The sequence below is a fragment of the Hyphomonas sp. L-53-1-40 genome, from assembly GCF_000682775.1.
Taxonomy (GTDB): domain Bacteria; phylum Pseudomonadota; class Alphaproteobacteria; order Caulobacterales; family Hyphomonadaceae; genus Hyphomonas.
Genome location: NZ_AWFI01000002.1, coordinates 71,820 through 92,594, shown reverse-complemented (window position 1 = coordinate 92,594; position 20,775 = coordinate 71,820). Strand labels below are relative to the sequence as shown.

Here is a 20,775-nt window from a genome sequence, read left to right as displayed (position 1 = left end):
TTTCTATCGAATACATCGTGCCCATGACTCCTGTAGAGCTATTGAAATCCCTCAGCGGTCCGGCCGCCCTCTCTGGTGCGCCGTTTGGTGCAGACCTGATTGCCTTTTGTGCCGCATTACAGAAGCGCGGGGGGGCGGGAGTTTATGTCGCCCGTGATGACAAGACAGCGGCCACAGCGCGGCGGGTGGCGCAGTTTGCCGAGCCCCGTCTGGAGCAGGTCGACCTGCCAAGTTGGGACACGCTGCCCTATGATCGGGTCAGCCCGACAGCGGGAGTCTCCGCTCGCCGATGCGCCGCACTTGCGCGTTTATCTCGCTATGACCCGGAGCAGGGTCCAATCCTGGTGGTCACCACCGCATCGTCGCTGGTTCAGCGGGTGCCTCCTGTTAGCGTGCTACGCCGGTCTTCATTCGCGGTCACGCTCGGCCAGTCCGTGAACCAGAAAGAACTTACCGAATATCTTGCCGTAAATGGCTATTTGCGATCCAGCACCGTGCGCGAGCATGGGGAGTTCGCGATTCGGGGCGGGATCATCGATATTTTCCCGCCGACCTCTCCTGAACCGTATCGTCTCGACTTTTTCGGCGACACATTGGAAACCCTCCGCACCTTCGACACCGAAACGCAGCGGTCTACAGGGGATGCGAAAAGCGTCGCCTTTGCACCGGTCAGCGAAATCCTGTTCGACGATGATGTGCTGGCGCGGTTTCGCGAGAAGTACCTGGCCGCGTTCGGACCGCCTTCGGGCGACCCGGCTTATGAAGCCGCGCGCGCATCCATCCGGCGGCAGGGCGTGGAAGGCTGGCTGCCATTGTTTCATGACCACCTGGAAACAGTATTCGACTATGTGGGCTCAGACCCGCTTATAGGCATGGGCCATCTCGCCGGTGAAGCGTCCGCAGAACGCCTGTCGCAAGCTGAAGACTATCATGCCGCCCGTTTGGAGGCGGGTGAAGGAGATGTGCGACAGGCGAAAGTGTTGCCGCCGGATTCGCTTTACGCTTCGCGAGCCACCGCACGTTTCTATCCATCCGAACCCAGCGCCGAAGCATTTGACTTGGGAGGCCGTGCTGGCCGTGATTTCGCCCCGGAACGCCTGCACGCAGACATCAATGTATTCGAAGCGGCGATTGCTCATGCCAAGCGTCTCCAATCTGACGGTCGCCCGGTTGTGTTTGCGGCATGGTCGGTTGGTTCAGCAGATCGCCTGATCAATGTCATGGCGGATCACGGCCTGACAGGCTTGGCATTGGTGCATTCTCTCGACGCGGCAAAGAAGACTGACTTCACGGTTGTGGAAATCCCTCTGGAGTCAGGGTTCGAGACGCCGGACGTGGCTTTGATCTCGGAAGCCGACATTCTGGGCGACAGGCTGGCTGGGCCCCGACGCAAGCGGAAAACAGCGAATTTCATATCAGATGCCGCCGCACTCAATCCTGGCGACCTGATCGTGCATATTGATCATGGGGTGGGGCGCTATGTAGGCCTCAAGACGCTGGACCTTACCGGCGCGCCGCATGACTGCCTTCATTTGGAATATGCGGGCGGTGACACAATATTCCTCCCGGTAGAGAATATTGACCTGATTAGCCGGTACGGAGCGGAAGATTCGGAAAACCAACTCGACCGTCTCGGTGGGGCAGGCTGGCAAACGCGGAAGGCCAAAGCCAAGAAGCGCATTCTCGAGATGGCGGCCGAGCTGATGCATATCGCCGCCGCCCGTGAGCTGAAACGTGCAGATGCCGTCAATGCCGGACAGGGGCTCTATGAAGAATTCGCGGCACGATTCCCATATGAAGAGACCGACGATCAGTTGAATGCGATCGAAGATGTCATTGGCGATCTCGCGTCCGGCAAGCCTATGGATCGACTGGTTTGTGGCGATGTCGGTTTCGGCAAGACGGAAGTCGCATTGCGCGGTGCGTTTGTTGCAGCGATGAGCGGTAAGCAGGTCGCGGTGATTGCGCCGACTACGCTGCTCGCGCGTCAGCACTACAAGACGTTTGCCGAGCGATTTGCAGGTTGGCCATTGAAGGTTCGCCAATTGTCGCGACTTGTCGGTGCGAAAGAGGCTGCGGAAACGCGCGATGGGATTGCGGATGGCAGCGTAGATGTGGTGGTGGGCACACATGCAGTGCTCACGAAGACCATTGAGTTCAAGCGCCTCGGTCTGTTAGTGGTGGATGAAGAGCAACGCTTCGGCGTAAAGCACAAGGAACGACTCAAGGAGTTGAAGGCCGACGTGCACGTCCTGACGCTGTCGGCCACGCCCATTCCGCGTACGTTGCAAATGGCACTCACAGGAATTCGTGATCTGTCGATCATCGCAACGCCGCCGGTCGACCGTCTGTCAGTGCGGACCTACATCACGGAGGAAGACACGGTTACTCTGAGGGAGGCCTTGCTTCGCGAGAAGTATCGTGGCGGACAGGCCTTCTTCGTGGCACCGCGTATTCAGGATCTCGACAAGCTTGAGCGCTTCCTGCACGACAATGTGCCCGAGGTTTCATATATTGTTGCCCACGGCCAGATGGCAGCAGGCGAACTCGAAGACATCATGACGGCCTTCTATGAGGGCAAGTATGACGTGCTGCTTTCGACGACAATTGTGGAAAGCGGACTGGACATACCGCGTGCCAACACATTGATCATCCATCGCGCGGATATGTTCGGTCTTGCGCAACTCTATCAATTACGCGGACGGGTCGGCCGATCGAAGCTACGCGCCTATGCCTATTTCACGACACCGCGCGACAAGGTGATCACCGAGACGGCCGACCGCCGTTTGAAAATCCTGCAGTCGCTGGACTCTCTCGGTGCCGGCTTCCAGCTGGCCAGCCATGACCTGGACATGCGCGGATCTGGAAACCTTCTTGGTGATCAGCAATCAGGGCATGTGAAGGAAGTTGGCGTGGAACTCTACCAGTCCATGCTGGAAGACGCTGTCAATGCGCTGAAGGCCGGAGCCAGAGATGACGAAGACTTTGCGGATGACTGGTCGCCGCAGATAAATACAGGCGCAGCCGTGCTGATCCCGGAAAGCTATGTCGAAGATCTGAACATCCGGCTGTCCCTGTATCGACGCCTGTCTGAGATTTCAACAGCTGCGGAGCGCGAGTCTTTCGCCGCTGAACTGATTGACCGGTTCGGTCCGTTGCCGGATGAAACGAGGCAGTTGCTCGAAGTCACTGCAATCAAGGTGCAGTGCAAGGTTCTAGGTATTTCCAAACTGGATGCCGGGCAGAAGGGCGCGGTCTTTGCCTTCCGCGAAGATACGGCGCTCGATCCGGCGCGTCTGCTAGACGTTGTACGCAGTCGACCATCCCAGTTGCGGATCAGGCCGGACTCCAAATTGGTTCACTCAGGACTTGGCGGCACACCCGAACAGCGTTTGTCGGGAATTCGTGGCTTCCTGAAAGAGCTTGAGGCTGCGGCTGGCCTGGTTCCGGCCTAGGCGGTTCTGGCTTTCTGGTAGACGCCTGACCGAGCTTCAGACAACAGTCTGCGGGCGTCATGATAAGCGCGCTTTTCGGTGATGCGCCAGCCAAGACGTGCTGCGAGGTCTGGTGCAACCGCGTCCAACTCTCGAAACAAGCGTTCGCAGATATGGACAGCGCCTTTGTAGCCTGTTGCGGACAAGCTGATGGCAAACGTGTCCGGGTCGATGGTCACAGGCAGGTCCGTTTCCCGCATATTCGACAAGACTATACTGGCCATGAGTTTCTTCTCGCGATGCGCAAGGCGATCATGTTGCGGATCGCAGATGACGAGAAGAGACAGCGGATCCCCCCGGTCCGCTGAAAGGTCGATCTGGTTCTGAAGGTGCGTCTCGAAGAAGGTCTGGGAAAAGAGACCGGTATCGGCGTGGCAAATTGCCGACATGGAGGTGTCATTGTTGCCAGTCACCGGCTTTCCGCCACCGCGTCGGCCATAGGCGTCGACATGAGCGGCCAGGTCTTGGGCGGGCGTGCAGGGTTCAAACACGCAGGACATGTGCCGGATGATCGTTTCGAACGTATGTGTGGGCTCTGTGCCTTCACTGAGCAATCCAAGCAGAGGCGTATGTTCAAAATGGTCCGTCGAGGCCGTCACCCAGTTGGCGAGCTTAAGCAGACTTTGAGGTTCCGAAGTGATATCGATCAGGATGGCTGTGAAGGTTCTTTGCCTGACATAGTCTGCCGCAGTATGCGCGCTGAAGGCGGCCGTGATGGTAATCCCGCGTTCGCCTAGCGCAGCCTGCAATGCAAGAAAGCGTGAAGACCCATCCCCGAGATAGAGGAGCTCCGGCACCGTCTCAACGGAGGGCTCGGGCAATGTCACTCCGAAAGTAGCCGCCGTTTGCTGGCGCAAGCGCAATTCCGACATGCGGGCACTGCGCCGTGTGATGGCGTCGAGTCTCCCCCTCAGGACGGACAAGTCACGATCACGTGGGATGAAGACAGCGTTGGCGAAATGGCTCGCAAAGACGGGATCACCCAAAATCAGGGTCGGTCGAAGTGATTGGCCAAAGTCGTTGATAAACTGACGCAACGTGTCCTTGCCGAGGCTTTGAGTATCCACGAGCAGCGCTTCCGATGACGAATGTGAAATCGGCAGATCTGCCCGGAACGGGCGCATGCGACCCGACCGAAGGCGCGACAGGACCATGTCCAGACGCGCACCTGCAGCCAATACTTCTATCGGTGGGTCGAGGTATGCGAGGTCGTTCATATGGCTCGTAAGGATTGTGTCAGGCGACGTTGCGGTACCCCTTCCTTTTGAGCCGCGTCGGCTTAATGATCCGCTAAATTGACCCGGTAAGACAAAAATAAAAGGTAGGATATATCATGGCTCAAGGACCGTTGGATGGCGTCCGGATCGTAGAGTTCGCAGGTATTGGACCGGGACCCTTCTGCGGAATGCTGTTGTCTGATCTTGGCGCAGATGTGATTCGGATCGATCGAAAGGGCGACGGCCGCCCTGGTCGCGCCGCTGATGTGATGAGCCGAGGGCGCCGGTCCATTAGCCTGAACCTGAAAGATCCTGCTGATGTCGAAACTGCGCTGAAGCTTATTGAAAAAGCTGATGGGCTAATCGAGGGTTTCCGGCCGGGCGTCATGGAGCGCAACGGTCTTGGACCTGATGTCGTGCTCGCCCGCAATCCGAAGCTGGTTTACGGGCGCATGACGGGTTGGGGACAGACCGGCGCGCTGTCGCATGCTGCGGGACATGACCTCAACTATATTGCCATCACGGGTGCACTCCATGCGATGGGCGATGGCGACGGTCGCCCGCGTCCGCCGCTCAATCTGGTTGGCGACTATGGTGGCGGGGCGCTCTATTTGGCGATGGGCCTGCTGGCTGGCATCGTGAATGTGAAGAATGGCGGAGAAGGCCAGGTCATTGACGTGGCCATGTCTGATGGTGCGGCGTCACTGGCGACCATGTTCTACGGAATGAAAGCGATGGGTCTCTGGACTGATGACAGAGAGGCAAACCTGCTGGATGGCGGGGCGCATTTCTATGACACATACGAGTGCAGCGACGGCAAATGGGTATCGATCGGATCGATCGAGCCACAATTCTACGCCCTGCTGCTGGAGAAGGCGGGCCTGACCGATCCAGACTTTCAAGCTCAGATGGACCGCGCAAAGTGGCCTGATCTGAAGCAGAAGATCATGGCCGTGTTCAAGACCAAAACGCGCGATGAATGGTGTGAGATTATGGAAGGGACGGACATCTGTTTTGCGCCGGTCCTCTCCATGTCGGAAGCGCCATCCCATAAGCACAATGTGGACCGTCAGACGTTTGTGGAGATCGAGGGAGTGGTTCAGCCTGCGCCCGCACCGCGATTCTCCGCGACGCCCGGGGCCATCCAGGGGCGGCCAGCTGGACTGGGGGAACATTCTGGTGAGATCCTCAAAGATTGGGGAATTCAATAGGCCGAGTTCGCCTCATAGATGAATGGGAGACAACCGGACGAACTGCAAGCCGTTCAGGTTTACCCTGCTAGTGAATGTCTTGTTGGGCACAGGTCCTGGGCAATTTGTCTGGAGGTCTGCTCAACGTCCTTCTTGCTGAACTTGGTCGTCCCGCGGGACGACCATTTTTCTTGCGCCGGGCGGCATTGCCCTTACGCTTGCCGGAAAAGCATCAACAAGAACGAGGCGTCATGAGACATCTTCCCTGTATTTTGCCCGCTCTCCTGCTTGCGGCCTGTGGCGCGGACGTCCAACCGGAAGAATCGACCACATCGCGCGAGATCCATGAGCGCGTTCTTGTGATGGATTCACATCTCGACACGCCGGCCAATTTCTCGAAACCGGATTTCGATATACTTACTGATAACCCTCCGCGAATGGGGCAAGTCCAGGTCGACCTACCTAAAATGGAGCGCGGGGGGCTCGATGGAGGGTTCTGGGTGATCTTCACCCCCCAGGGGCCTTTGGATGAAGCGTCATATGCAGCGGCGAAACAGGCTGCGCTCACACGATCAGACGAGATCATCGCGATGGTCGAGGCCCATCCGGACGAATTCGAACTGGCTTACACGGCTGATGATGCGGAGCGCATCGTTGCGGAGGGCAAGCGGATCGTCTTCCAATCTATCGAGAACAGCTACCCGCTCGGCACTGACCTGACCGTGCTTGAGGATTTCTATGAACGCGGTGTGCGACTCGTTGGGCCGGTGCATTTTCGGGACAACCAATTTGCGGACAGCGCCACAGATTTGTCAGCGACGGACCTCGGTGGGCTAACTCCGCTTGGAGAAGAATTGGTCCGGGAGGCCAATCGGCTCGGCATGATGGTGGATGGCTCGCATGCCGCCGACTCGGCCGTTGAAGACATCATGGAAATCTCCACGACTCCGATCGTGCTGTCACATTCCGGCGTGAAAGCCCTGTACGACCATCCCCGGAACATTCCGGATGATCTGTTGCGGCGTGTCGCGGAAAACGGCGGCGTTATCCAGATGAATGCCCTTGGATCCTATATCGAGAATCTCGAGCCCCCTGCAGAACGCACGACCGCGCTGGAAGAACTGGCTGCCTCGTATGAGGGACGTTCGCCTTTCGACCTTACGGACGAAGAGCGCAAGCAGTACATGGCACGCCGTGGCGAAATCGATTCGGCCTATCCAATGCCGCTTTCCTCGTTTGAAGTGTTCATGGAGCAAATGCTGTATGCGCTCGAGATCGTTGGACCGGAACATGTCGGTATGGGCGCAGATTGGGATGGCGGCGGCGGCGTTGCCGGCATGGAGGACGTCTCTCTCTTGCCAAAGGTGACGGAACGCCTGCTGGAAGAGGGCTATACAGAAGCTGACCTGAAAAACATCTGGGGCGGAAACCTGCTTCGAATCATGCGCCAGGCCGAGGCAGCAAAGGCCCAATAGGCTCATCAGGCCGGACTGAAGAAATTCGACCAGCGGTGACGTTGGAGTCTTGCAAAGATACAGGCCTCTATGTATGAGGCCTCTTTCCAATTCACGCGCAATTCGCGCCAAACCACTGGATACCTGTTATGGCAGTTCCAAAGAGCAAGATCTCGAAGTCGCGCCGCGGCATGCGCCGCTCGCACGACCGGCTGGATATGAACACATATATCGAAGATGCGGAATCCGGTGAACTGCGCCGTCCGCACCACATCGACCTGAAAACCGGCATGTATCGTGGGCGTCAGGTTCTTGAGCCACGTGACGATATCTAAACGACCCGCTGTTGCGCTTTTGAGCGCGCAGCCTTAAGGGTGCGAGCGCTTCCTGCCAGAGCAGGGGGCGCTTTTTTTATTTCTAGGCGCAAAGGTACAGCCACTCATGAGCGAGATCATCGACATCCATGCCCGGGAAATCCTGGATAGCCGAGGCAACCCAACCGTCGAAGTTGATGTGACGCTGGAAGATGGCTCTCTCGGCCGCGCGGCAGTCCCTTCTGGCGCTTCTACGGGTGCGTATGAGGCCCATGAACAGCGTGATGGGGACAAGGCGCGTTATCTGGGCAAGGGCGTGCTGAAGGCCGTTGACGCCGTTAATGGTGAAATCTTCAACGAACTGGCTGGTCTGGACGCAACCGAACAGCGCATGATCGACATGTTGATGATCGATCTGGATGGAACGGAAAACAAGTCCCGCCTCGGCGCGAATGCGATTCTGGGCGTCTCCATGGCACTTGCAAAAGCTGCTGCCGAGACCTCGGCTATGCCCCTCTACCGATATGTGGGTGGACCCAATGCCCGCGTTCTGCCGACACCGATGATGAACATCATCAATGGCGGCGCGCATGCTGACAATCCGATCGACATCCAGGAATTCATGGTCATGCCAGTCAGCGCAGAGAGCCTCTCTGAATCCGTGCGCATGGGTGCCGAAGTCTTCCATGCACTCAAGAAAACCCTGAGTGATGCAGGTCACAATACGAATGTCGGCGACGAAGGCGGGTTTGCGCCCAATCTGGCATCTACTGACGAAGCCATCGGTTTTGTGATGAAGGCTATTGAGAAGGCTGGATACAAACCTGGAGAGGACATGGCATTGGCGCTCGATGCGGCCTCTACTGAGTTCTACAAGAACGGAAAGTATGAGCTTGCCGGGGAAGGGAAATCCCTCGGCTCCGACGAGTTCGCCGCCTATCTCGCTGACCTCTGCGCCCGCTATCCGATTATATCCATTGAAGACGGCATGGCTGAAGACGACTGGGATGGCTGGGTCGCCTTGACCGAATCAATCGGTGACAGGGTTCAGCTGGTGGGCGACGATCTGTTCGTAACCAATCCGGATCGTCTGTCCATCGGCCTGCAAAAAGGCGCTGCCAACTCCATCCTGGTGAAGGTCAATCAGATCGGCACATTGTCCGAAACGCTCGACGCGGTCGAACTGGCGCACCTTCACGGCTATACGGCGGTCATGTCCCACCGTTCCGGCGAGACAGAGGACGCAACGATCGCAGACCTCGCCGTTGCGACCAATTGCGGACAGATCAAGACGGGGTCTCTTTCTCGTTCCGACCGTATAGCCAAATACAACCAGCTGATTCGCATAGAAGAAGAGCTGGGACCTGTTGGCATCTTTGCCGGCCGCTCGCGCATCAACGCTGCCTAGCGGTCTGGGCCCGTCAATCGGGCCGGCGGCGATCACGCTCTCTTAACCATAACCGGATTAGGTGAGGTTATGAAATCGCGACTCGAGGCCGCCGGCCTGTCTCTTCTTGTGCTCTATTTCGCCTACCACGCGTTTGCGGGGGAGAAGGGGCTTGGGCGTTGGTCTGATGCCCAGATGGAGTTGGAGGATCGCAAGGCTGAACTCGCCAGCCTTGAGAGCGACTTGAATCGTCTCCAAGTCGATATCAGACGCCTGACTCCGGGATCGGTGGATCCTGATTTCGTGGAAGCCATGGCGCGGGACAAGCTGGCTTTTGTCTATCCGAATGAAATTGTTCTCGTCTCTTCGGAACCAAGCTCTGCAAATTGACATAGTTGTTCTGACTTGTCGTTGCGTAATCGCGCATACATAAGTCTGGAAAAGGGTTGGAGCGAACTTATGGCGACTAAAGCAAGAAGTACCAAAAAGGCACCTTCAAAGACCAGCAAGGCGGAGATGCTGAAATATTATCGGGCCATGCTCCTGATACGCCGGTTTGAGGAAAAAGCCGGACAGCTCTACGGAATGGGCAAGATTGCTGGCTTCTGTCACCTTTACATTGGCCAGGAAGCGGTCGTGACGGGCATGCAAGCCTGTTTGAAGGATGGCGACCAGATCATCACAGGGTATCGCGATCATGGTCACATGTTGGCATGCGACATGGACCCACGTGGTGTGATGGCGGAACTCACAGGTCGCATCGGCGGGCTTTCCAAAGGGAAGGGCGGATCGATGCACATGTTTTCCAAGGAAAAGAATTTCTATGGAGGCCATGGGATCGTTGGAGCTCAGGTTCCGATTGGCACCGGCCTTGGATTCGCCAACAAATATCGCGGAACGGACAACGTTGCCCTTGCATATTTCGGGGACGGTGCTGCCAATCAGGGACAGGTTTACGAAGCCTTCAACATGGCCTCGCTCTGGGACCTACCGGTCGTCTATGTCATTGAGAATAACATGTACGCTATGGGCACGAGCGTTGCGCGACATGCCTCCGAAACCGAACTCTACAAGCGCGGTATTTCCTTTGAAATCGAAGGCGAAGAGGTCGACGGCATGGATGTCATGGCGGTGCGCGAAGCCGGTGAAAAAGCCGTCAAATATGCTCGTTCCGGAAAAGGCCCGTACATCTTGGAAATGAAAACCTATCGGTATCGCGGGCACTCCATGTCCGACCCGGCCAAGTATCGGAAACGGGAAGAAGTCGACGATATCCGGTCGCACCATGACCCGATCGAGGGCCTGAAGGGTCAGCTTCTTGAACTGGGCCATGCAAGCGAAGACGAACTCAAGAATATCGACAAGGAGATCAAGGGCATCGTCAAAGAAGCCGCCGATTATTCTCTTGAGAGCCCCGAGCCTGATCCGTCTGAACTCTGGACTGACGTCCTGAAAGACGTCGAGGTCGCCTGATGCCAGGAAAGAAAGCACCTCGATTGTCCGCCATCCTGTTTTCCGGAGCACATTAATGTCCGTAGATATTCTCATGCCCGCCCTGTCTCCGACCATGGAAGAGGGCACATTGTCGAAATGGTTGAAGCAGGAGGGGGACACCGTCTCCTCCGGTGACATCATTGCCGAAATCGAAACTGATAAAGCCACGATGGAAGTCGAAGCTGTGGACGAGGGCGTTTTGGCCAAGATCCTCATTCCCGAAGGCACCGAGGGCGTAAAGGTCAATGCCGTCATCGCCGTGCTGGCTGAGGAAGGCGAAGACGCCTCCAAAGTGGAATCCAAGGGCGATGCCGGGGGTCAGGTTGCCGCAGATACTGCCCCGTCAGATGAAGGCGTGGACACGGAGACGGACAGTAGCGAAGTCGAGGCTCCGAAGGCGGCCGTGCTGTCAGACCCGAGCATCCCCGAAGGCACTTCCTTTACCGACACGACGGTGCGGGACGCATTGCGCGACGCCATGGCTGAAGAGATGCGCCGTGACGAATCCGTTTTCGTAATGGGTGAAGAGGTGGCCGAGTATCAAGGTGCCTATAAGGTCACACGGGAACTGCTTCAGGAATTCGGCGCACGCCGTGTGGTGGATACACCGATCACGGAACATGGATTTGCCGGGCTTGGGGTAGGGGCCGCCTTTGCGGGCCTCAAACCCATCGTCGAATTCATGACCTTCAATTTTGCCATGCAGGCCATCGACCAGATCATCAACTCAGCTGCCAAGACCCTTTACATGTCAGGCGGCCAGATGGGCTGTCCCATCGTATTCCGCGGCCCCAATGGCGCTGCATCGCGTGTGGGCGCGCAGCACAGTCAGGACTATTCGGCATGGTATGGCCAGATCCCCGGGCTGAAAGTGGTGGCGCCATATGACGCCGCCGATGCGAAGGGTCTGCTCAAAGCAGCTATCCGTGATCCGAACCCAGTCGTGTTTCTCGAGCACGAATTGCTGTACGGTAACAGTTTTCCGGTTCCTGATCTCGATGATCGCGTCCTGCCTATTGGCAAGGCGGCCATCAAGCGATCCGGCTCAGACGTCACGCTCGTCGCGCATTCCCGAATGGTTGGATTTGCGCTTCAGGCCGCCGAGACGCTGGCAGAGCAAGGCATTGACGCAGAAGTCATAGACCTGCGTACAATCCGTCCGCTCGACACAGAGACAGTGATCGAGAGCGTGAAGAAAACCAATCGCATTATCTGTTGTGAAGAAGGCTGGCGTTTCTTCGGCGTTGGGGCGGAGATTGCGGCCACAGTGACGGCCGAGGCGTTTGATTATCTCGACGCACCACCTGCCCGTGTCCATCAAAAGGACGTGCCCCTGCCATATGCAGCCAATCTGGAAGCGATGAGCCTTCCGAATGCCGATGATATTGTCGAAGCCGCGCGGAGAGTTTGCTATGTCGACTGAGAAACGAGAACTCAAATCGCCGCCATCCATAGAGGGCACTGATACTGCTCAGGAAATGATCCGGTTCTGGATCGCAGACAATACAGACCATGTAAGCCTGCGTGTCGGCGAAGCAGCTGATCCGGCGACGGAGCCAACCATGTGGGGCTTCATTCTGGGCGACATCGCCAAGCATGTCACCGACGCTTTCAAGGATCATCATCCAGACGGCCCTGAAAAGGAAGAGATCATCAAGGAGATCGTGACCGGCTTCCTGAATCGCATCCAGTTCGGCCCGAAATCACCGGGCGATGTCCAGAAGATGGGGGACTGATATGGCTATCAATATCACCATGCCCGCCCTGTCTCCGACAATGGAAGAGGGTACGCTTGCAAAATGGTTGGTAAAGGAAGGTGACACCGTTTCCTCCGGTGACATCATTGCCGAGATTGAGACCGACAAAGCCACGATGGAAGTCGAGGCAGTGGATGAAGGTGTTGTCGCCAAGATCCTCATTGAGGCCGGCGCGGAAGGCGTAAAGGTCAATGAAGTGATCGCCATCCTTGCCGAGGAAGGTGAAGACGCCTCCTCAGTCAAAGCTCCCGCCAAGTCAAATGCACCGAAAGACAAGGCAGAAGCCGCGCCTAAACCGGAAGAACCGAAACCGGCCGCCATGGCAGAGACTACTGCTCCGGCAAAGAAAGCAGACAGCGCAGCTACGCCTTCCAAGTCACCCCTGCCATCTGCAACCTCATCAGATGGCCGCATCAAGGCCAGCCCCTTGGCACGCCGGATTGCGGAGATGAAAGGTCTAGACCTTTCGGGGCTGACGGGGACTGGTCCGCGCGGCCGGATCATCAAGCGCGACGTCGAGAACGCCAAAGCCGCACCGTCTGGCGCGAGCGCGGGGGCTGCAACCCAACCGGATGGCCTAATCCTGCCGCAGGTCTTGGACGATCGGGTCTATGCGCCTGACAGTTATGAACTCGTGCCACTGGACGGCATGCGCAAGACTGTCGCCAAGCGTCTGACGACCAGCTTCATGCAGGTTCCGCATTTCCCGCTGAATATCGATCTAGAGCTCGATCATCTGCTTGCGAGCCGTGCTGCGATCAATGCTGCGGCACGCGAAGGCGTGAAGGTTTCGGTCAATGATATGCTCATCAAGGCTGCCGCGATGGCTCTGATGGACGAGCCGGATTGTAATGCATCATATACCGACAAAGGCATCGCCTATCACAAGCATGCCAATGTTTCAGTTGCTGTCGCGATCGACGGAGGCCTGATCACGCCAGTTGTGTTCAGCGCGGAGACCAAGGGCCTTGCAGAAATATCTGAAGAGATGAAGGATCTTGCAGCCCGCGCGCGGGAGCGAAAGCTGAAGCCGCAGGAGTATAGCGGCGGCACGTTCAGTATTTCCAATCTCGGCATGTTCGGTATCAAGAGCTTCGCCTCGATTATCAATCCACCGGAAGGCATGATCCTGTCTGTCGGCGCGGGTGAAAAGCGCGCTATTGTCGACGCCAAGGGAAATATCGCGGCCCGCACCGTCATGACGGTAACGCTCACCTGTGACCACCGCGTGGTTGGCGGTGCGGAAGGTGCAAAATGGCTTCAGGCTTTCAAGCGGTATGTTGAGACGCCTGAGGCGATGCTACTCTGATGAAGCGTCTTGGTGTGCTGCTGGTCAGCTTGGCCCTTGTCACTGGATGTTCCGGGGAAGATGTCCCGACCGATGAATCCTCCGGGATGGATGAAGCCGATATTCGGATGATCGCTGGTGAACTTGCGATCCAGAAAGGTATCAACCTTTTCTGCGATCGCGATCAATCGGATCGTCTGTCAGGCTTCATGGAAGATTTGCGCTACGAAGGTGTGGCTCGAGAGCTTCGCGAAGATATCGCCGCAGACAGCGTCGACTTGATGAACAAGATCTCTGCTGAAGAAGCAGAGTATATTTGCACACCGGAAATGTTTGAAAGCGCCGATTTGCGCGTCTCTGCGGCCCTTCTGGCGTGGGATGAAATGAGAGGAATTACCCAATGAGCACGCAGTACGACCTTATCGTGATCGGTTCAGGCCCTGGTGGGTATGTTTCAGCCATTCGTGCATCGCAGCTGGGTATGAAAACTGCGATCGTTGAACGCGAAAGTCTCGGGGGCATATGCCTGAACTGGGGCTGTATTCCCACCAAGGCGCTCCTGCGTTCAGCTGAGGTTCTCCATCTTGCAAAACACGCGGCGGATTTCGGGCTCAAGATCGATAAGGCAGACTTTGATCTTGATGCCGTCGTCAAACGGTCGCGGGGCGTTGCGAACCAGCTTTCAACGGGCGTCAAATTCCTGATGAAGAAAAACAAGATCGACGTGATTGAAGGCACGGCACGGCTGGAAAAAGGCAAGCCTGCCCCGAAAGTGGTTGTCAAAGGCAAGGACGGGAAGGAAGCAACCTTTCAGGCAAAGCACGTTATGTTGGCGACGGGCGCGCGGGCGCGGGACATCCCGCAAGCCGGTCTGGTCGCAGACAAGAAGCTGATCTGGACTTATCGTGAAGCCATGACACCGGATGTCATGCCAAAGCGGCTGCTGGTCATAGGATCAGGCGCGATCGGCATTGAATTCGCAAGTTTCTATCATGAGCTTGGCGCAGAGGTGACGGTCGCTGAAGTGATGGATCGCATTCTGCCTGTGGAAGATGAGGAAATTTCGAAGCTCGCGGAAAAGGACTTCAAGAAGCAAGGCCTGAACATTATTACGGGCGCGAAAGTCGAAAATCTGAAAGCGGGCAAGTCCACCGTCACAGCCGAAATTACAGACAAGTCCGGCAAGAAGGAAAACAAGGAATTCGACCGGGCAATTCTTGCCGTTGGTATTGTCGGCAATGTTGAAGGTCTCGGCCTCGAAGATCTGGGCGTAAAGGTCGAGAAGACCCATGTGACCGTGGACAATTTTGGCCGTACCGGGGTCGAAGGTCTATACGCAATCGGCGATCTGACGGGCCCGCCATGGTTGGCCCACAAGGCCTCTCACGAAGGTGTGGTTTGTGTGGAAGGTATCGCCGGGGCCGACCATGCCGAACCCTTCGATCCCTGGAACGTTCCCGGCTGCACTTACGCGCACCCGCAGGTCGCCAGCGTCGGCCTGACTGAAAAGGCTGCAAAGGAAAAAGGCTACGATATCAAGGTCGGCCGCTTTCCCTTCATCGGCAATGGCAAGGCCATAGCAATGGGCGCCTCTGAAGGCCTCGTGAAAACCATCTTCGACAAGAAGACCGGGGAATTGCTCGGCGCGCACATGATCGGCGCAGAAGTCACCGAACTGATCCAAGGCTATGTTATCGCGCGCCAGGGTGAGTTGACCGAGCAGGATCTCGCTCACACAATCTTCCCGCATCCGACCATTTCGGAGAGCATGCATGAATCCGTTCTGGATGCCGAAGGCCGTGTGATACATATCTAGGGACCAGTCGCACCGTGCGACGGTCGCGGGGGCGTTCCATGAAACTCAAAATCGGTCCGGGTGCTCTTGTCGCCGCGGGCTTCATTGGACCTGGCACCGTCACTGCTTGCACGCTCGCCGGCGCAAATTTCGGCTATGCCCTCATCTGGGCGTTGGTCTTCGCCACCTTTGCCACAATCATCTTGCAAGAGATGGCGGCCCGACTTGGCATCGTTTCCGGCAAGGGGCTGGCAGCCGCCATGACTGCCCCCGAAAATGGCCCTATCATCAGATGGTCAATCGTAATTCTTGGCGTTTCGGCCCTCGCGGTCGGAAATGCAGCTTATGAGGCCGGCAATCTTGCTGGCGGCGCGTTGGGGCTTGAGGCTCTGGTGGGATCCTTCGGCATCTCACACAAACTGATTGTACTGGTTCTAAGCGCTATTTCTGGCGGATTTCTTCTGTTCGGACATTACCGGCACATCGAAAAATTGCTGATCAGCCTGGTCCTGCTCATGAGCGTCGCTTTTGCAGGCAGTGTCCTCATTACGCGGCCTGATATGACCGCATGGCTTGGAGGTCTGCGGCCAGCCGTTCCGGATGCTGGATTGGTGACGGCGATCGCTTTGATTGGAACGACCATCGTTCCGTATAATCTTTTTCTGCACGCCTCGACGGTTCGTGATAAATGGCCGGACAGTTCTGCGACGGCCCTGCAAGCGGCACGAGCGGACACTGCTCTGTCAATTGGCTTGGGCGGGATCGTCTCCATCCTGGTCCTGTCGACCGCAGCGGCCAGTCTGTTCGGATCAGGTATAATTGTCAGTTCTGCAGCTGATATGGCATCCTCGATTGAGCCAGCCTACGGGCCGTTTGCGAAATACCTGGTTGGCGTCGGCCTCTTCGGTGCCGGACTTTCATCATCAATTACCGCGCCGTTGGCCACATCCTATGCCTTGTCCGAGTTCGGCGGCTTCCAACGCAATGGTCGCGTATTTCGCGGCATCGCACTCACCGTTCTAATGGTCGGGACCGCTGTCGCTTTGCTAGGCGTCCGCCCCATCAGCATTATCCTTTTCGCGCAGATTGCGAACGGGCTGATATTGCCAATTATCGCAGTGTTCCTGCTTGTCGCAATGAACCGCCGCGGATTGTTGGGTGACCACGTCAATTCATGGCTGACCAACTTACTGGGCATGGGAGTCGTCGCAATTACCTTTGGCCTTGGCTTGCGCCTTATCCTGAGAGCCCTAAATGTGTGGTCATGAGCCGCACAATTTGTCTGAACTCTGATATCGGGGAATTGCCGGGCGAAACTGGTCGCGCAATGGATCGTGCAATCCTCGATGTGGTCAGCCGGTGCAGCATCGCCTGCGGAGGCCATGCTGGTGACGATGATAGCATGCGAGCGACGCTGAAGGCTGCCAAGGCACGCCACGTGGTCGTCGGTGCGCACCCATCTTATCCGGACAGGCAGAACTTCGGTCGCAAAAGCATGAAGATGCCGCAAGATGAACTGGAATCATTACTCCGTCAGCAGGTGAGAACGCTTGCCAGTCTTGCGAGAGGTCAAGGCGTAGCGATCGACCATCTCAAACCCCATGGCGCATTGTACAATGACGCGTCGCGGGATCCGACGCTTGCAGAATTCATCGTGCGCCTCACGCGTGAAGCACGCATACGGGCCGTAATGGGGCCGCCTGATTCCATGCTGGCTAAGATTGCCCACGCTACTGGCACTGATTTTCTGGCTGAAGGCTTTGCGGACCGCACATACGCCCGCGATGGTTCGCTACTCGCGCGAGGTGAGTCAGGTGCAGTGATCCACGAGGCGGATGCTCAAGCAGCGCAGGTAATAAGCATGATCGAGGACAGCACGGTCATAGCCGCGGACAACCAAGTGATTTCTCTCCAAGTGGACACAATCTGTCTTCACGGAGATACGGCAGGAGCAGTCCAATCCGCACTCGCACTCAGGGAAGCGCTTCACTCACGGGGTATCGAAATCAAGGCGCAGGCCGCGCCGTGAGGACACCGGTTATCGTGCCATGCGGTGACGATGCGCTGAGGCTTGTCACGCGGGCGACGGAAGACCGTCAGGCTATTGCACGGGCCCTGCGTGGCAGCGGCATCTGGGACGAGGTTGTGATCGGCCGGGAAAGTGTAACGGTTCAATTTGACCCTTCCGCCCTGGGCCCGGCCAAGGCACTGGACATGTTGAAGCGAGCGGTAAAGGCTGACATTGAGGCAGCACTTGTCGGCGCGCCGGTGTTGAAGTTGCGGGTAAGGTCTGATGAGACGAATGCGCCTGACCTTGCAGATTGTGCGGCGGCGAATAACTGCTCTGGCAATGAGTTTCTAAATACCCTGGGTCGCTCGACTCTACGTGTCGACATGCTCGGATTCGCGCCCGGTTTTGCATATGTGTCAGGTGTTGATCCAAATCTGATGGGCGGCAGGCTGGATCACCCACGTCAGCGGGTACGAGCGGGTTCAATTGGCTTTATCAAAGGCTATCTCGGCATTTATGCTCTGGACGGGCCTGGAGGTTGGCCAATTATCGGCCGGACCGATGCGACACTCTTTGACAAAGCCGCGTCAGATCCTTTCCTTCTTTCGCCAGGCGCCGAAGTTCAAATAGAGTGGACCTGACGTGACGCTTCGCATCATGAATGCCGGACCGCAGGCAACCCTGCAGGGCAACCAGCGAGCGGGATACCGCTACTCTGGCATCCCGTCATCCGGGCCTGCCGACCTCATTTCCCATGCGATCGCAAACCGTTTGGTTGGTAATCATGCGAGCGAGAGCGGAATCGAGATTACCTATGGACCCTTCTCCGCAGAGTTCCGGGCACCCGCAGCCATCGCGCTTGCTGGGGCGGTGGCTCCGACTAGCCTGAATGGTCGTATGGCGTCATTTCATGAGACCGTCTTCGTCAAGCAGGGCGATTTTCTTGAAGTCGGCCGTCCGGACCATGGGCTACGAACCTATCTGGCGATATCCGGCGGAATCGTGGGTGATGAGTTTCTGGAGAGCGGGTCTACTTATCTTCCTGCGGGCTTGGGTGGTTTTGGTGGCCGGGCGCTCCGGTCTGGGGATGTGGTTGAAACAAGCCCAGGCACAGAAATGGCGCTCGGCCGGGAAAGGACACCTGACGCGCTAAAGTTTCCACTCGGCAACAGTTTTGCCCTGCGGGCCAGCGAAGGGCCTGACTACACGGGAGGCGGCGTTCCTCTCTGGACGGAGCAGTACAAGGCAACACGCCGTGCTAGCAGGATTGGTATCGAGCTGGATGGCGCATTTCCCGAAATAGATGCCATCGCAAACCTGCCGAGCGCCGGAATTTTTCCTGGCGCATTGCAGTTGCCGCCGCAGGGAAGGGGGTTCCTACTATTACCAGACTGTCAGACCACAGGAGGTTATCCGCACATTCTGCAGGTTAACCGGTCTGACCGACACCTACTGGGTCAGATCCGGCCCGGCGACTCTGTCATGTTCCTGCACAGGACGCGGGAGCAAGCGGCCGGCGATCTGATGAAGAAGCAAGAATTGATTGCATCCTGGATCCATGGGTTCCGGTTGTAGCCAAGCGGGCCGCACGCTCGAAACGTAAACGAATCCTTGATGGTGGGGGTGTGGTGGAGTTTTAGGGGGCCGTTCACGGAAGGTGATCAGTACATGATGTGCGCTGTCTTTGAGCGTTGCGTAAATGAGCGCTGGCGCTGGTCAGCCATGTCGTCACGGGATGTCACTCCATGAGTCGCATAATCATCATTATGGGAAATCGTGCTCATGCATTATATAATGAAATCAAGGCGCAAACCGTCATGTCCCGGTATCACGCCCGTGGGCAGATCTTTGCAGAGCGTTTGGTAGTCCATGTCGATATGCATGTTCGTCAGGACCGCCAGACGCGGCGATATATCTGCGATCCACTCCAGTGCCTGATCAAGATTCGCATGCGATGGGTGCGGCGTGTACCGCAACGCGTCGATGATGAGAGTATCAATCCCCTTCAGCGCTTCCAGCGTTTCTTCTGGTAGTCCGTTAACGTCATTACAGTAGGCGAGATTGCCTACACGAAAACCGAGGCAGCGAATGCGGCCATGCTCCATGTCTAGTGGCAAGAATTCGATATCGCCGCCGGCACCGGAAATCTTAACCAACTCGAGCGGCATAAGCTCATCTTGCAGGTCCAGGATCGACGGGTAACCACCCTTCCCCTCGAAACAATATGAAAACCGTTCTGTCAGAGTGCCGCGAGTTTCAGCGCTCAGATGCGTGGGTATTGGCTTGCGTTGGCGAATGCAGATCGGTCGAACATCATCAATTCCGTGGCTCTGGTCGGCATGGTCATGCGTGTACAGGATCGCGTCCAGGTGGCCGATCTGTTCGGCAAGCAACTGTTCTCGCAGATCTGGCGACGTATCGATCAGGACATTTGTGGATGCGCCATGAGCGTCGAACGACTGAACCAGCGCCGAGCATCGCAGGCGGCGATTTTTTGGTTCCGATGGATCGCACGCCCCCCAATCGCCACCGACGCGTGGAACGCCGCCGGATGAGCCCGTGCCCAGCAGTGTGAAGATGCCTGTCGCCATCAGTTCGGTATTCTCGAGAAAAGGCGCATGGCGTTGTCGGTCGTTGTTTTCAGGACGTCGTGGAGTGGAATACTCTTTAGGCTTGCGAGCGCTTCAGCAACGTGAATGAGATAGGAAGGCTCATTGCGACGACCGCGCATCGGCACCGGCGCGAGATAAGGGCAGTCAGTTTCTAGGATCAGGCGGTCCATCGGGACATCTGCAATCACTTCCCTGACTTCCCGCGCGCTCTTGAAGGACAGTATGCCTGATACGGACACGAATCCTCCAAGGTCGAGGCCGCGCTGGGCCAGCCGCGCGCCACCCGTATAGCAATGCAACAGCGGGACGAAACTTCCCTTTTCGAACTCCTCTTCAAGGATATCGCCCATCATGTCATCGGCTTCACGTGTGTGCAGGATGAGCGGCAGCCCCGTTTGTCTGGCCGCTTCGACATGCGTTCTCAGACTGTTTATCTGTGCATCCTCTGCGCTGTAGCCATAATGGAAATCGAGGCCGGTTTCGCCTATGGCAACCACATTGGGATCCGCCGCCCCGTTGACCAGATCATCGACCGACAGATCGGTGAAATCCTTGCTGTGATGAGGGTGGACGCCGATCGAGCACCAGATGCCCGGATGTGCCTGCGCAATCGACCTGACCGCCTCGAAATTGTCGAGACGATCACAGATTGCGAGCATACGCTTCACACCGGCCTCGTCAGCCCGTGTGAGCACGTCGCCCAGATCGTCGGCAAACGTCTCGCCGTGCAAATTCACATGCGTATCAAACATAGCTGACGAC

19 protein-coding genes are annotated in these 20,775 nt (G+C 57.0%); 16 read left to right on the top strand and 3 right to left on the bottom strand.

Annotated elements, in window-relative coordinates:
* Nucleotides 1-23 precede the first annotated feature (23 nt).
* Nucleotides 24-3,455 (top strand): transcription-repair coupling factor, encoded by a 3,432-nt coding sequence (mfd, locus tag L53_RS04475; RefSeq protein WP_034812424.1) that lies wholly within the window; start codon nucleotides 24-26, stop codon nucleotides 3,453-3,455.
* Here mfd and L53_RS04470 read toward each other — a convergent pair.
* Entirely contained in the window at nucleotides 3,452-4,711 is a 1,260-nt protein-coding gene (locus tag L53_RS04470) for a hypothetical protein (protein ID WP_034812422.1), read from the bottom strand. The two genes, mfd and L53_RS04470, sit on opposite strands and share 4 nt — an antisense overlap.
* Before the next feature lie 116 nt (nucleotides 4,712-4,827).
* Here L53_RS04470 and L53_RS04465 point away from each other — a divergent pair, with 116 nt between their 5' ends.
* The 15 genes from L53_RS04465 to L53_RS04395 all read left to right on the top strand — a co-directional run bounded on the left by L53_RS04465 (nucleotide 4,828) and on the right by L53_RS04395 (nucleotide 18,976).
* On the top strand, nucleotides 4,828-5,922 hold the full coding sequence (locus L53_RS04465; protein ID WP_034812420.1) for a CaiB/BaiF CoA-transferase family protein: 1,095 nt from the start codon (nucleotides 4,828-4,830) through the stop codon (nucleotides 5,920-5,922).
* A 230-nt stretch (nucleotides 5,923-6,152) separates the two neighbouring features.
* Nucleotides 6,153-7,376: a dipeptidase gene (locus tag L53_RS04460; protein WP_034812414.1), complete on the top strand. Its 1,224-nt coding sequence runs from the start codon at nucleotides 6,153-6,155 to the stop codon at nucleotides 7,374-7,376.
* A 128-nt stretch (nucleotides 7,377-7,504) separates the two neighbouring features.
* On the top strand, nucleotides 7,505-7,690 hold the full coding sequence (gene rpmF / locus L53_RS04455; RefSeq protein WP_034812412.1) for a 50S ribosomal protein L32: 186 nt from the start codon (nucleotides 7,505-7,507) through the stop codon (nucleotides 7,688-7,690).
* Nucleotides 7,691-7,796: 106 nt separating this feature from the next.
* Nucleotides 7,797-9,077, top strand: a complete 1,281-nt coding sequence (gene eno, locus L53_RS04450) for a phosphopyruvate hydratase (protein ID WP_034812410.1) — start codon at nucleotides 7,797-7,799, stop codon at nucleotides 9,075-9,077.
* Nucleotides 9,078-9,146: 69 nt separating this feature from the next.
* Nucleotides 9,147-9,446 (top strand): septum formation initiator family protein, encoded by a 300-nt coding sequence (locus L53_RS04445; protein WP_034812408.1) that lies wholly within the window; start codon nucleotides 9,147-9,149, stop codon nucleotides 9,444-9,446.
* Between the two features lie 69 nt (nucleotides 9,447-9,515).
* Complete coding sequence (pdhA, locus tag L53_RS04440; RefSeq protein WP_034812406.1) at nucleotides 9,516-10,529, top strand: pyruvate dehydrogenase (acetyl-transferring) E1 component subunit alpha; 1,014 nt, start codon at nucleotides 9,516-9,518, stop codon at nucleotides 10,527-10,529.
* A gap of 55 nt (nucleotides 10,530-10,584) precedes the next feature.
* Nucleotides 10,585-11,973, top strand: a complete 1,389-nt coding sequence (locus tag L53_RS04435) for a pyruvate dehydrogenase complex E1 component subunit beta (RefSeq protein ID WP_034812404.1) — start codon at nucleotides 10,585-10,587, stop codon at nucleotides 11,971-11,973.
* The gene (locus tag L53_RS04430) at nucleotides 11,963-12,286 is read left to right on the top strand and encodes a DUF5076 domain-containing protein (protein WP_034812402.1); all 324 of its coding nucleotides are present in this window, start codon (nucleotides 11,963-11,965) and stop codon (nucleotides 12,284-12,286) included. The genes L53_RS04435 and L53_RS04430 overlap by 11 nt, the downstream gene beginning before the upstream one ends.
* A 1-nt stretch (nucleotide 12,287) precedes the next feature.
* Entirely contained in the window at nucleotides 12,288-13,616 is a 1,329-nt protein-coding gene (locus L53_RS04425) for a pyruvate dehydrogenase complex dihydrolipoamide acetyltransferase (RefSeq protein WP_034812400.1), read from the top strand.
* Entirely contained in the window at nucleotides 13,616-13,999 is a 384-nt protein-coding gene (locus L53_RS04420) for a hypothetical protein (RefSeq protein WP_034812398.1), read from the top strand. Before L53_RS04425 ends, L53_RS04420 begins: the two co-directional genes overlap by 1 nt.
* Complete coding sequence (lpdA, locus tag L53_RS04415) at nucleotides 13,996-15,411, top strand: dihydrolipoyl dehydrogenase (protein ID WP_034812395.1); 1,416 nt, start codon at nucleotides 13,996-13,998, stop codon at nucleotides 15,409-15,411. The genes L53_RS04420 and lpdA overlap by 4 nt, the downstream gene beginning before the upstream one ends.
* A gap of 38 nt (nucleotides 15,412-15,449) precedes the next feature.
* Nucleotides 15,450-16,658 (top strand): Nramp family divalent metal transporter, encoded by a 1,209-nt coding sequence (locus L53_RS04410; RefSeq protein WP_034812392.1) that lies wholly within the window; start codon nucleotides 15,450-15,452, stop codon nucleotides 16,656-16,658.
* The gene (pxpA, locus tag L53_RS04405; RefSeq protein ID WP_034812388.1) at nucleotides 16,655-17,419 is read left to right on the top strand and encodes a 5-oxoprolinase subunit PxpA; all 765 of its coding nucleotides are present in this window, start codon (nucleotides 16,655-16,657) and stop codon (nucleotides 17,417-17,419) included. Before L53_RS04410 ends, pxpA begins: the two co-directional genes overlap by 4 nt.
* Nucleotides 17,416-18,042 carry an allophanate hydrolase subunit 1 gene (locus L53_RS04400; RefSeq protein WP_198019738.1) on the top strand — a complete coding sequence of 209 codons (627 nt, stop codon included), beginning with the start codon at nucleotides 17,416-17,418 and terminating at the stop codon, nucleotides 18,040-18,042. The genes pxpA and L53_RS04400 overlap by 4 nt, the downstream gene beginning before the upstream one ends.
* A 1-nt stretch (nucleotide 18,043) precedes the next feature.
* Nucleotides 18,044-18,976 (top strand): biotin-dependent carboxyltransferase family protein, encoded by a 933-nt coding sequence (locus L53_RS04395; RefSeq protein ID WP_051607582.1) that lies wholly within the window; start codon nucleotides 18,044-18,046, stop codon nucleotides 18,974-18,976.
* 212 nt (nucleotides 18,977-19,188) lie between these two features.
* Here L53_RS04395 and L53_RS04390 read toward each other — a convergent pair whose 3' ends face one another.
* Nucleotides 19,189-19,992 (bottom strand): MBL fold metallo-hydrolase, encoded by an 804-nt coding sequence (locus L53_RS04390; protein WP_034812385.1) that lies wholly within the window; start codon nucleotides 19,990-19,992, stop codon nucleotides 19,189-19,191.
* The gene (locus L53_RS04385) at nucleotides 19,992-20,765 is read right to left on the bottom strand and encodes a TatD family hydrolase (RefSeq protein WP_034812382.1); all 774 of its coding nucleotides are present in this window, start codon (nucleotides 20,763-20,765) and stop codon (nucleotides 19,992-19,994) included. Before L53_RS04385 ends, L53_RS04390 begins: the two co-directional genes overlap by 1 nt.
* Nucleotides 20,766-20,775: the final 10 nt, after the last annotated feature.